The organism is Streptomyces sp. NBC_00005, from assembly GCF_045160215.1.
GTDB lineage: Bacteria > Actinomycetota > Actinomycetes > Streptomycetales > Streptomycetaceae > Streptomyces.
Genome location: NZ_CP108316.1, coordinates 2594386 through 2606292, shown reverse-complemented (window position 1 = coordinate 2606292; position 11907 = coordinate 2594386). Strand labels below are relative to the sequence as shown.

At 72.5% G+C, this 11907-nt stretch carries 10 protein-coding genes and 1 pseudogene; 7 read left to right on the top strand and 4 right to left on the bottom strand.

Going from position 1 to position 11907, the window contains the following annotated elements; genetic code table 11:
• Window positions 1-216: 216 nt before the first annotated feature.
• Both OG303_RS12355 and OG303_RS12350 read left to right on the top strand, forming a co-directional pair.
• On the top strand, window positions 217-2244 hold the full coding sequence (locus tag OG303_RS12355) for an SWIM zinc finger family protein (RefSeq protein WP_405877217.1): 2028 nt from the start codon (window positions 217-219) through the stop codon (window positions 2242-2244).
• 307 nt (window positions 2245-2551) lie between these two features.
• Window positions 2552-3322, top strand: coding sequence for a hypothetical protein (locus OG303_RS12350; protein ID WP_405867801.1), 771 nt, complete (start codon window positions 2552-2554; stop codon window positions 3320-3322).
• Between the two features lie 133 nt (window positions 3323-3455).
• Here the strand turns inward: OG303_RS12350 and OG303_RS12345 are convergent, their stop codons facing one another.
• The 3 genes and pseudogenes from OG303_RS12345 to OG303_RS12335 form a co-directional block, all read right to left on the bottom strand.
• Window positions 3456-4259, bottom strand: coding sequence for an SDR family oxidoreductase (locus OG303_RS12345; protein WP_405867799.1), 804 nt, complete (start codon window positions 4257-4259; stop codon window positions 3456-3458).
• Between the two features lie 68 nt (window positions 4260-4327).
• Window positions 4328-4483 (bottom strand): annotated as a pseudogene (locus OG303_RS12340) (sulfite oxidase-like oxidoreductase); the annotation flags it as partial.
• A gap of 34 nt (window positions 4484-4517) precedes the next feature.
• On the bottom strand, window positions 4518-4937 hold the full coding sequence (locus OG303_RS12335; RefSeq protein WP_405867797.1) for a molybdopterin-binding protein: 420 nt from the start codon (window positions 4935-4937) through the stop codon (window positions 4518-4520).
• A 334-nt stretch (window positions 4938-5271) separates the two neighbouring features.
• Between OG303_RS12335 and OG303_RS12330 the strand changes: the two genes are divergently transcribed.
• The 5 genes from OG303_RS12330 (at window position 5272) to OG303_RS12310 (ending at window position 9954) form a co-directional block, all read left to right on the top strand.
• Window positions 5272-6105: a type 1 glutamine amidotransferase gene (locus OG303_RS12330; protein WP_405867795.1), complete on the top strand. Its 834-nt coding sequence runs from the start codon at window positions 5272-5274 to the stop codon at window positions 6103-6105.
• A 62-nt stretch (window positions 6106-6167) separates the two neighbouring features.
• A complete protein-coding gene (locus OG303_RS12325) occupies window positions 6168-6926 on the top strand; it encodes a class I SAM-dependent methyltransferase (protein ID WP_405867793.1) in 759 nt (252 codons plus the stop codon).
• Window positions 6927-7070: 144 nt separating this feature from the next.
• A complete protein-coding gene (gene pcaC, locus OG303_RS12320; RefSeq protein ID WP_405867791.1) occupies window positions 7071-8381 on the top strand; it encodes a 4-carboxymuconolactone decarboxylase in 1311 nt (436 codons plus the stop codon).
• Window positions 8382-8474: 93 nt separating this feature from the next.
• On the top strand, window positions 8475-9110 hold the full coding sequence (locus OG303_RS12315) for an MBL fold metallo-hydrolase (protein WP_405867789.1): 636 nt from the start codon (window positions 8475-8477) through the stop codon (window positions 9108-9110).
• Between the two features lie 64 nt (window positions 9111-9174).
• Window positions 9175-9954 (top strand): exodeoxyribonuclease III, encoded by a 780-nt coding sequence (locus OG303_RS12310; protein WP_405867787.1) that lies wholly within the window; start codon window positions 9175-9177, stop codon window positions 9952-9954.
• Window positions 9955-10036: 82 nt separating this feature from the next.
• Here the strand turns inward: OG303_RS12310 and OG303_RS12305 are convergent, their stop codons facing one another.
• Window positions 10037-11803, bottom strand: a complete 1767-nt coding sequence (locus OG303_RS12305; protein ID WP_405867785.1) for a GDSL-type esterase/lipase family protein — start codon at window positions 11801-11803, stop codon at window positions 10037-10039.
• Window positions 11804-11907 lie beyond the last annotated feature (104 nt).

The following is an 11907-nucleotide window of genomic DNA, read 5'->3' as shown; positions in this document are numbered from 1 at the left end:
GATGTGACGTCCGGCGGGGAGGCCTGCGTGGACGAGCCCGGTCGGGCGGCAGGCTCGTCCCGGCGTGGTGCTGGTGCAGGTGGACGCGGAGGTGGAGGTGGAGGTGCTGCGGGTCGGAGCGCGGACGCCGTGGACTCCGGTTTTGCGCCGGGCGACGCGGCGGGCGACACGTCGCCCGGGGGTACATCCGACACCGCCGTCGGCGTGGCGGCGGAGGTGGAACGGCCCGGCGAGGCACGGAGGGCTGCCCCGCCGGACAGGCAGAGTGAGGATCGGGAGCTCGCCACGCCGGCCTCGTCGGGGGAGGCAGTGAGGCCCACCGCGTCGAACCGGCTCGGTGAGACGACGAGTTCTGCTTCCGCGCTGCCGGACGTCGCGCCGGAGGCGAGGGGGACGATGCCGGGGCCAGAGGTGGAGACCCGGGGTGGAGATGCCGGCCCTGCGGGTGGGCGGCCCGCTGATGTCGCGCGCGAGGCGCTGCGTGCCGCGCGAGCGGAATCGCGTCAGGCTCGGATGGACGCAGAGCGCGCGGGAGCCGAGGCCGGGCGGCGGCCGCGGCGTCCGGCACCGGCGGCCGACAGGGCGCGCGACGGTGCGCCCCGCCGTGCTGCCGGCGTCCAGGCGCGTGACCTGCGGGAGTTGCTTGGCTACGCCTTCCGTATGCCTTCCTCGACGGACGAGCCGGGAGAGGCGCACGACGACAACGAGAGTGCGCGGAGGGGGAGTTCGGGTTCCAGTTCCCGGACGTCCACGTCGAGCGAAGGTCCGGAGCAGGCAGGCCCTACGCAGCCTCTTGCCCAAGCGCACAACCTCGGCACCGCACGCTCCGCACCCAACCTCCCAGCGTCCAAGGCCGCAGCCCTCAACTCCCCAGCCCCCAACTCCCCGGCCCTCCACTCCCCAACCTCCAACTCCCCGGCCCTACCCGGCATCGACCCCGCGACCAGCCCAGCCGCCCTCCGCCCCCACTCGATGGCCGCCCCCGCCCGCGACGGCGAATTGCGGCGCACCTTCCCCGCGTTCCCGTCCCGTGCCTCGCTCTCCCCGGCCGATGCCCGCTTCGCGGAGACGTGGTGGGGCAACGCGTGGGTCACGGCGTTGGAAGAAGGGGCGCTGGACGCCAAGCGGCTGGCGCGTGGGCGGAGTTACGCCGAGCAGGGCAACGTGGACGCCATCACGGTGACACCCGGACTCGTGCTCGCGTACGTGCAGGGCAGCCGCCCTCGCCCGTATCGCGTGCAGGTGCGGTTGAGCACGCTGGACGACGCCGACTGGGCGCGGTTCCTGGACGCCGCCGCCGAGCGGCCGGGACACATCGCCGCGCTCCTCGACAAGGAGCTGCCCCAGTCGCTCGCCGACTGCGGAGTGCCGTTGCTGCCGGGGCCCCGCGACCTCGACCCGCACTGCAGCTGCCCCGACCGCGGTCATCCCTGCAAACACGCCGCCGCCCTCTGCTACCAGACGGCACGCCTGCTCGACGCCGACCCCTTCGTGCTGCTCCTGCTGCGCGGCCGCGGGGAACGCGAGTTGCTCGACGCGCTCTCCCGGCTGAGCGCCGCCCGCGCGGCCCGAGCCGCCCAGGAGCAGGAACCGGCGCCGCTTCCCGGCGTGCGCGCCACCGAAGCCCTCGCGCCCCGCCGACTCCCGCCGCTCCCGGTGCCGTTGCCCGTGCCCGCGCACCCCGAGCAGCCCCCGGTCTACCCGGCGGCCCCGGGCGGCCCCGACCCCTTCGCGCTGGACCAGTTGGCGACCGATGCCGCCGCGCGCGCCCACGCCCTGCTCGGCACCGGCCACGACCCGGTGGCGGAGCTGACGCTGTGGCAGGACGCGGTCCGGCTCGCCGCCGCCCGCCCCGGCTCCGGCCTCACCGCCGGCACCCGCGCGCTCTACGCCTCGCTCGCCTCCGCCGCCGGCCGCAGCTCCGCCGAGCTGGCCCGCTCGGTCGCCGCCTGGCGGCAGGGCGGCCTCGAAGGGCTCGCCGTCCTCGAGGAACCCTGGGACCCGCCGGCCGGCCGCTTCGACCGCGCCCGCCCCCTCCTCCTGGCCGCCGACCTCCCGGCCTTCCGCCCCTCGCGCAACCACCTCACTCACCCCCGCGGCCACGTCCAACTCCGCCTCGGCCGGGACGGCTTGTGGTACGCGTACGAGTCGGAACCGGGCGATGACGACTGGTGGCCCCGCGGCACCCCCGACCTGGACCCGGTCGGCGCCCTCACGGGCCTGGGCACACCGAGCGACTTCTGACCGGCAATGAGCTGCTCCGGGCCACGTCCGATGCATCTCCGCCGCCTGACTCGGGTAGGCTCCGCCGCGCTCAACCGCACAGAAACCACGGGGGCATGGCGTGAACGCATACGGCGGAAATGGCAACGGAGCCCCGCAATTCGGCCCGAACGGATGGCCGCCGGGACCTGGACCGACGGGCCCCTATCCCCCTCCACCCGTTCCGCCGCAGGTCGGCCCCTATCCGCCGCAGCCGCCACCGGGCTGGGGCCCCCACCCGCCGCACCCGCACCCGCACGGCGGGTGGCCGCCGCCGGGCATTCCGCCCGTGCCGCCCGCCCCGGAACCGACACGACGCCAGAGAATCCTGCGCTGCGTCCGCAATCCGCTGTACACCGCCCAACTGGTCTTCCGCCCCTCGCGCCCGGGCCGCGTCGAGGACCCCTCCGTCGGCCGGCTGCAGCTGTGGCGGACCCTGCTGGGCATCGCTGCCTGGGTGTGGCTCGCGGTCACGTACGGCCTGGTCAGCGACGAGGGGGACGTGAAGGGTGCTCTCTCGGACCGGTTCAGCCAGAGCTGGATCAGCGTCCTGGTGCTCATCTGCACGTTCCCCGTGGTGGTCGGCGCGTTCGTGGTCGCCGCCCAAGGTGAGCAGCGACGCCTGTATCTGCGCCGCGCCCTGCGCTCCCTGGGTTCGATCGGGGCCCTGATGGGTGCCATGGCCACCTTCCCGCTGGCCATGGCGCCGGACCCGGTCACGAAGGGATTTCGGGACTTCATCGGACTGCCCGGCAAGATCGTCCTCGGGCTCATGTGTCTGTGGTCGGCCGGATTCGCCCTCTACGGCATCGGCCTGGCACTCGTTCACGTCCTGCGCACCGCGGACATCCACGAACTGGTGCCGCCGAGCCTCGCCATCGTCCTGTCGTGGGAGCTGGCGCTGATCGACCTGATCACCGGCGCCTACCCCGGGGTCCCCCTGCTCGCCAGAGCACTCTTCATCATGGGAGCCCCCGCCACCGTGACCGCACTGTCCTGGTGGGAGATGCGCCGGCTGCGCGGCCACGGCCTGACCCTACGTCAGGCACTACGCCCGTAAGCTCCCCCGAGCCGTGCCGGACCACATCCATCCACCCACCACCCCGCCGTCCAGGCCGGGGAAACGCGGCCCACTGATCTCTCGAACTCCTCGAACCCGTCGAACTCCTCATCTCCGCGAACTCCTCGACGGGCTAGGCGAATCCGCCGTTGCTCATCAACAGCTGGCCGTTGATCCACTGCCCCTGTGGTGAGCAGAGGAAGTCGACGAGGTGTGCGGTGTCCTGTGGGGTGCCGAGGCGGTCGAGCGGGGTCTGACGGAGCACGAAGGTGCGCCCTTCGTCGTTCATCCAGCCTGTGTCCACCGGCCCCGGGTTGATGACGTTGGCGGTGATGCCGAGGTGAGCGAATTCGTGTGCGGCGGCCTGGGTGATGCGGTCGAGGGCGCCCTTGCTCGCGCCATAGGGGAGGTTGCCGACGGTGTGGTCGCTGGTGAGGCCGATGATCCGCCCGCTGCCCGGGGTGGCGGCGAATCGCCGGCCGAACTCGCGGATCAGCAGCCAGGTGGCACGGCTGTTGACCGCGAAGTGCCGGTCGAAGCTCTCGACGGTGGTGTCGAGCAGTCCGGAGGCGACCGATTCGCAGTGGCACATCACCAAGGCGGTGACCGGGCCCAGCGCCCGTTCGACCTCGTCGAAGACACGGGCCGGGGTGTCCGGGTCGGCAAGGTCCGCCTCGACGGCCGTGGTGGCGGCACCCCGTTCGGTGAGGAGGCCGGTGATCGCCTCGGTCGCTCCCGGCTCGCTGCCCCAGGCCATGCGCTCGTCGTAGGGAGTCCAGTACGTGAAGGCGATGTCCCATCCGGACGCCGCCAACTGGCGGGCGATGCCCGCACCGAGGCCGACCGTGCGGCCCACCCCGGTGATCAGAGCGAGTGGGCGGGTGGATGGGCGGTTCTGACCGTGGTCAGGCTGTTCTCGACCGGTGCTTGTCGTCACGGTCCGAGATCGTCCAGGAGCGCAATCGGAGGGGCAACGGCTTTTCCCGCAGCGGACTGGGCAGCGGGAAGGTGCGGGCCGTCGTCTGCCTCTTCCTGGTAGGAGTAGCGCTGCTCCTGCCAAGGGTCGGCGATGTTGTGGTAGCCGCGTTCCTCCCAGAAGCCGCGGCGGTCGGCCGTCATGTACTCGATGCCGCGCAGCCACTGGGGGCTCTTGTAGCCGTAGGGGAGATCGACGCGTGACCCGGGTGGCCGGGAGTCACCTGGTCGCGAGGGACACCTCGGTCGACTTGATCAGTGCCACGACCGTCGAACCGGCCGACAGACCGAGGTCGGTGACCGCGTCCTTGGTGATCGCCGCGGTGAGTTCGCCCCCGTCGACCGCGACCTTGACCGTGGCCATCGCCCCGCCGGTGGCGACGTCGCCGACCGTTCCGGGCAGCTGGTTGCGGATCGAGAGCCCCGCCACGGGGCCGGTGGCGAGGGCGACCTCGGTGGACTTCACCATGGCGCGGACGGCCGAGCCCTCGGCGAGCCCCAGGTCCTTGACCGCCTCCAGGGTGATCGCCGCGGTGAGGTCCTGGCCGCTGTCGAGGCGCACCTTCACGGTCGCCATCACCTCACCAGGGGTCACAGCGGTGACGGTGCCGGGAAGCTGGTTGCGGATGCTCAGGCTCATGATGAGACGCCTCACAGAGAGAGAAGAGGGAGAAAAGGGTGGATTGCCGGACTTGTGTCGACCATGCGTCCACAAGCTAGCCGGTTTGGCAGCGCCGGTTGTGCACCCCGTCTCATCCGCCACCTGCGAGTTCGCTCGGCCCTGGTAAATCGGAGAAGCCCGCGAAACGGCGTCCTCGGCCACCGGAATCCCGCAGCCCCGTCCACGGGACGGCATCTGCGGTAGCGATCGAGGAAATGGGATCGCAAATACAGTCTGGCCAGAGCACCTGCTCCCGTATCTGCGTTTGTCCGCGACTGCTGTCCGGGTACGGTCGTGCGGGAGGTGGTGGCCCGTGATCCAGATCGTGGAGCACGCACCGCACGAAGGGCCGTACGCCATCCGTACCGCGCTCGCGGCGGCCGGTCTGCCGGTGCGGGTCTGCCGTACCTGGGCCGGCGACCCGGTGCCGGACACGGCGGACGACCTGGTGGCCCTGGTGGTGATGGGCGGTGCGATGGCCGCCTACGAGGACTTCCCGAGCCGTACGGCGGAACTGGTGCTGTTGCGGGCCGCGTTGGAGGCCGGAGTGCCGGTGCTGGGCGTGTGTCTGGGCGCGCAGTTGCCGGCGGTCGCGGCGGGTGGTGCCGCGCGGCCCGGCGGCGGAGCGCAGATCGGCTGGCGCGACGTACGGATGAACGAGGCGGCGCACGACGACCCGCTGTTCGCCGCTGTGCCCGAGCGGGTGCGGGTGCTGCACTGGCACAGCGACACGATGGACCTGCCGGCCGGGGCGACGCTGCTGGCGTCCCGCGACCGCCACCCGGTGCAGGCGTTCCGGATCGGCGGTTGGGCATGGGGCATGCAGTTCCATCTGGAGGTCGACGAGCCGGCGGTCGAGGCGTTCGCCCAGGCATTCCCGGAGGAAGCGGCCACCGCGCCCGGCCTGGTGGAGTCCGCTCCGCGGAACTGGCCGCCCTGGCACGTCACCGCGACGGCGTGTTCAAACGCGTTCCACCCCTCCGGCCGCGCCGAACGCGCCGCCCGCCACGGCCGCCCCCTCGACCCGGACGACCCCATGGCCGAGGAGCACCTGGGCCCCGCCCTGCGGGCGGCCGGCTGGGACCTCACCCGCTATGAGGACGCCCGGCACCACTTCCTGACCCGCGCGGTCCGCGCCGGCGGATGAGCCGGCATCCCGCGACAGACGAACCTGCCATCCCACGAGACCTCGAAAGGACCGAGAACCACATGTCTCACGTCATGGGCGACACGGACTACGACCTGGTCGGCACCGCCTACAGCCGCATCCGCCGCACCGACCCCCGAATCGCCGCCCTGGTCCACGACGCGCTCGGCGTCGCCCGGACCGTCGTCAACGTCGGTGCGGGCGCGGGCAGTTACGAACCCCTCGACCGGCACGTCCTGCCCGTCGAGCCGTCCCCGGCGATGCGCGCCCAGCGCCCGGCGCACCTGGCCCCCGCCATCGACGGCGTCGCCCAGCACCTGCCCTTCGACGACGACGCGGTGGACGCCGCCATGGCGATGGTGACCCTGCACCAGTGGCCCGACCCCGTGGCCGGACTGCGCGAGATGCGGCGCGTCGCGCGCGGACCGGTTGTCGTGCTGACCTTCGACGGCGACGAACTGGACCGGCTGTGGCTGATGGACTACGTCCCCGAACTGCGCACCGCGGAGGCCGCCCGCTTTCCGGCCGTCGCCACCATCACCGACGCCCTCGGCCCCGGCACGCGGGTGCACCCGGTGCGGGTCCCCATCGACTGCATGGACGGCTTCACCGAGGCGTACTACGCCCGCCCGGAGTCCTTCCTCGACCCGGCCGTACGCCGGGCCCAGTCCGCGTGGACCTTCCTCGAACCCGGCGTCGAGGAGCGCGCCATGGAGGCCCTCGCCGCCGACCTCGCCTCCGGCACGTGGGACGAGCGGTACGGCGGCCACCGTACGCAGCCGGAGTTCGATGGCGCGCTCCGTCTGATCGTCAGCCCCTGAACCTCGCGCACGCGCGCGACGCGGATCGCGGGGGCCGCATCCGGTGAAGGTGGTGTGAGGGTTCACCGGTGATCCGCGGGAGTGAGGTGTAAGGACGTGGGGCCCCACGTACGGGAGGCAAGAAAAGGCGGTTAGCGTGGAGCGGTGAGTGACACGAAGACCCCTGCCCTCCAGTACCGCTTCGACGGCCCGGAAGACGCCCCGGTCCTCATCCTCGGTCCCTCGCTCGGCACGACGTGGCACATGTGGGATCGCCAGGTGCCCGAGCTGGCGAAGCAGTGGCGCGTCTTCCGCTTCGATCTGCCGGGGCACGGCGGCGCGCCCGCGTACCCGATGGGCTCGGTGGGCGAGCTCGCCTCCCGGCTGCTGGCCACGCTCGACGGGCTCGGCGTACAGCGCTTCGGCTACGCGGGCTGTGCGCTCGGCGGCGCGATCGGTCTCGAGCTGGCGCTGCGTCACCCGGGGCGGGTCGCCTCGCTCACGCTGATCGCCGCCTCGCCCCGCTTCGGCACGGCGGACGAGTTCCGGCAGCGCGGAGTGATCGTGCGGACGAACGGGCTCGACCCCATCGCCCGTACCTCCCCGGACCGCTGGTTCACCGGCGGGTTCGCCGCCGCGCAGCCCGCGATCACCGACTGGGCCGTACAGATGGTGCGCACCACGGACCCCGGCTGCTACATCGCCGCCTGCGAAGCGCTGGCCACGTTCGACGTACGGCCCGAGCTCGACAGCGTGGGTGTGCCGACCCTCGTCCTCGTCGGCTCGGACGACCGGGTCACCGGCCCCGCCGCGGCCCGCACCCTGGTCGCCGGCATCCCCGACGCCCGCCTCGCCGTCGTCCCCGGCGCCTCCCACCTGGTGCCGGTCGAGCAGCCCGCCGCCGTCACCGACCTGCTGGTCCGGCACTTCTCCACCGCCTGGCAGCCCGGCTACGTCGAGTCGTCCACCGGCCAGATCGCGATTCCCGCGGCGCCCATCAAGCCCGTACTCGCGGCATCCCCGCAGCCCCAGCTGCCGGCGCCGATCGCCGAGATCGCCCCGGCCGTCGTCGTGCCCCCACCGGCGAACGGGCGGCCCGACCCCTACGACGCCGGGATCAAGGTGCGCCGCGAGGTGCTCGGCGACGCGCACGTCGACCGGGCGCTGGCGCAGGCGGACGAGTTCTCCGGGGACTTCCAGGAGTTCATCACCCGGTACGCGTGGGGCGAGATCTGGGACCGCCCCGGTCTCGACCGGCGTGCGCGCAGCTGCGTGACCCTCACCGCTCTGGTCGCGGGCGGCCACCTGGACGAGCTGGCCTTCCACACCCGCGCCGCCCTGCGCAACGGCCTCACCCCCGTCGAGATCAAGGAGGTCCTGCTGCAGGCGGCCGTCTATTGCGGCGTACCGGCGGCGAACAGCGCGTTCAAGGTGGCCCAGCAGGTCATAAGAGAGGAGACGACCCCCACCGAGTGATCACCGTCTGATCACCGGGTGATCGTCAGCCGGGCAGCGAGAGCACCAGTCTCAGCCGCCCGAGCATCCGCGGGACGCGGCAGGATGGGAGCCATGAAGCTCACGAAGAAGTCGCACGCCTGTGTCCGCCTCGAGAAGGACGGGCGCGCGCTCGTCCTCGACCCCGGCGGTTTCACCGAGGAGGACGCCGCGATCGGCGCGGATGCGATTCTCGTCACGCACGAGCACGCCGACCACTTCGACGAGGGCCGGCTGCGGGCGGCCCTGGAGGCCAACCCGGCCGCCGAGATCTGGACCCTGAAGTCCGTCGCGGAGCAGATCTCGGCCGCCTTCCCGGGGCGCGTGCACACCGTCGGCCACGGCGACACGTTCACCGCCGCGGGCTTCGACGTCCAGGTCCACGGCGAGCTGCACGCCGTCATCCACCCGGACATCCCGCGCATCACGAACGTCGGCTATCTCGTGGATGGCGGCAAGGTCTTCCACCCCGGCGACGCGCTCACCGTCCCCGACCACCAGGTCGAGACGCTGATGCTCCCGGTCATGGCCCCCTGGAACAAGATCTCCGAGGTCATCGAGTACGTCCGCGAGGTCAAGCCGCAGCGCGCCTACGACATCCACGACGCCCTGCTCACCGACCTCGCCCGGCCGATCTACGACCGCCAGATCGGCGCCCTGGGCGGCGCGGAGCACCTGCGGCTGGCGCCGGGTTCGTCGGCCGAGGTCTGAGAGCCCGGCTTCGGGAGAACCGGGCGGGACCGCGTTGTCAGACCCGCCCGGTAGGTTGTCGGGCATGCGCATTGCGACCTGGAACGTGAACTCGATCACCGCCCGTCTGCCGAGGCTCCTGGCCTGGCTGGAGAGCAGCGGCACGGACGTGCTCTGCCTCCAGGAGGCCAAGCTGGCCGAGGAGCAGTTCCCGTTCGACCAGCTGCGCGAACTGGGCTACGAGGCGGCGGTGAACGCGACGGGCAGGTGGAACGGCGTGGCGGTGCTCTCCCGCGTCGGCCTGAAGGAAGTGGTCAAGGGTCTGCCCGGCGACCCCGGATACGACGGCGGCGAGGAGCCCCGCGCCATCTCGGCGACCTGCGGCCCGGTCCGCATCTGGTCGGTGTACGTGCCCAACGGACGCGAGGTCGACCACCCCCACTACGCCTACAAGCTGCAGTGGTTCGAGGCCCTCAAGGCGGCCGTCGCCGGCGACGCGGCGGGCGGCCGCCCGTTCGCGGTTCTGGGCGACTACAACGTGGCCCCGACGGACGACGACGTCTACGACGTGGCCGCCTTCGAGGGCCTCACCCACGTCACCCCGGCCGAGCGCGCCGCCCTCGCGTCCCTGCGCGAGACCGGCCTCGCGGATGTCGTCCCGCGCCCCCTCAAGTACGACCACCCCTTCACGTACTGGGACTACCGCCAGCTCGGCTTCCCCAAGAACCGCGGCATGCGCATCGACCTGGTGTACGGCAACGAGCCCTTCGCCAAGGCCGCCACCGACGCCTACGTGGACCGCGAGGAGCGCAAGGGCAAGGGCGCGTCGGACCACGCACCGGTGGTCGTCGACCTCGACGTGTAGGGCAACCCTTTCAGCCCGTCCGGCGTTTGAGGACGAGGCCGCTCAGGCCGAAGCGGGGGTCTGGGCTGCCGCCCCCAGACGGTCACGGCACCAGAGCCCGCAGATCCACCGACTCGGCCAGAGCGGTGAGCCCCGCATCTCCCGGATGCAGGTGATCCCCGCTGTCGTAGGCGGCCAGCATCCGCGCGGGATGCGCGGGATCCCGCACCACGCCGTCGAAGTCGAGCACGCCGTCGAACACCCCGGAGTCCCGGATCCACGCGTTCACCGCGGAGCGCTCCGCGTCGACGGCGGCCGTGCACAGGGCCTCGCCCTCACAGGGCAGGATCGTGGCCGCCAGGACCCGCAGCCCCCGCGCATGCCCGCGGTCCGCGATCTCCCGCAGCCCCGCGATCACCTGCCCTGCCGCGGCCTGCCACCGCACGTCGTTCACGCCCTCGAAGACGATCGCCGTACGTGCCGAGGTCTGGGCGAGGACATCGCGGTCCAGGCGGTGCAGGGCGCTCACCCCGGCCATGTCCGTGGAGGGCCCGTCGCCGGGATACCGGTCGCTGACCACACGGTTGCCCGAGATTCCCTGGTTGAGCACCCCATAGCGCGGCACCACACTCTGCTTCAGCAGACGTGTGGCCAGCACATTGGGCCAACGCCGGTTGGCGTCCGTCGTGGACCTGTCCCCGTCGGTGATCGAGTCCCCGAGCACCACCACCGACCCCGGCCCGCCGCCCACGTCCACACCGGTCAGCAGCGGCCAGCTCGTCACGATCCTGGTGTACGCCACCGAGGAGCCGTCCGCCGCGTGGTCGCCCGGCTCGCTCACATACGACCGCTGCATCGCGAGCCGGTGCAGCGGCGCCGCCGCCACCGTGCCCGGCAGATGGAAACTCACCAGCAGGTTGGCGTCCTCGGGCACCGCGAAGGCGAGCGGATCGCTGAACACCTGCGCCCCGGCCGGGATCTCCACGCCCGCGGCCCCCTGGAAGGACACCGCGACCGGCACGTCCCGCGCCGAAGCCCCCGACGCCTGTACGGCCACCGTCGTGCTCCCGATCCTTACCGGCGCCGCCGAGAACGTGTTGTCGAACCGCAGCCGCACCCGCGGCCCGCCCGCCGACGTGTGCACCACCAGTCGCACCGTCCGGTCGCTCCACGGCCCCACGGCCGCGTAACCGGAGCTCGCCGCCGCCCAACTGCCGGTCCAGCCCCGGGCCGACGGCCGCACCGCCAGCGCGAACACATGCAGACCGGCAGCACGCGGCAACCGCACCGAGGCGACCTGGCGCCCCGGCACCAACGGCACCGTCACGACGTACAGCCGCGCCTGCTGGGCGAGTTGGCCGCCGGGTGTGTTGATGTGCGGCAGTGCCACCGCCTTCGTGGCGAGCGGACCGGTGCGCCAGTCGGGGGCGGTCAGCCGGTACGGGGAGCGGGTGCCGTTCAGGTACGAGACCGAGCCCTTGCCGCTCACCTCGGCCCCGCCCGTGCCCGCCACCAGGAAGGCGAGTGCGTCACCGCGCCCGCCGACGCGCACGGTCTGCCCGGCGGCCCGTACGTTGTCCGGTTCGCCCGGCTGCCGACGCGGCCATGCCAACCGGGCGCCCTGCACGGTGAGCGCGCGGCCCGGCGTCCAGCCCGCGGCCGTCAGGTCCTGCGCCGACAGGGAGGCGCCGGAGCCGTCGAAGTCCGCCAGGTCCGGGCGGGCGTCGTCGCTGACCGCCGTGCTGTCGAAGAGCCGCTCCAGCGGCGGTGGTTCCGCCCTCTCGTCGGCGGCTGCCCGTGCCGATGCGGCCGGCACCAGGAACGCGAACGAGACGATGACAATTGCTAATCCCCGGACCCGTCGACGCATGGCCGACTCCTCCCGCTCACCGGTGGGACGAAACACGCATCGCGAAGCTAGAGAGACGGCAGGGACCCGTCAACGCGCCATGCGAGGGCTCGGCGTGAAATCGC

Bases quoted from the DNA above. Each gene is read 5' to 3' on its own strand.
- OG303_RS12315 (WP_405867789.1), top strand. From the start codon at position 8,475: ATGAAGCTCACGAAGAAGTCGCACGCCTGTGTCCGCCTCGAGAAGGAC.
- OG303_RS12335 (WP_405867797.1), bottom strand. From the start codon at position 4,937: ATGAGCCTGAGCATCCGCAACCAGCTTCCCGGCACCGTCACCGCTGTG.
- OG303_RS12305 (WP_405867785.1), bottom strand. From the start codon at position 11,803: ATGCGTCGACGGGTCCGGGGATTAGCAATTGTCATCGTCTCGTTCGCG.
- OG303_RS12310 (WP_405867787.1), top strand. From the start codon at position 9,175: ATGCGCATTGCGACCTGGAACGTGAACTCGATCACCGCCCGTCTGCCG.
- OG303_RS12325 (WP_405867793.1), top strand. From the start codon at position 6,168: ATGTCTCACGTCATGGGCGACACGGACTACGACCTGGTCGGCACCGCC.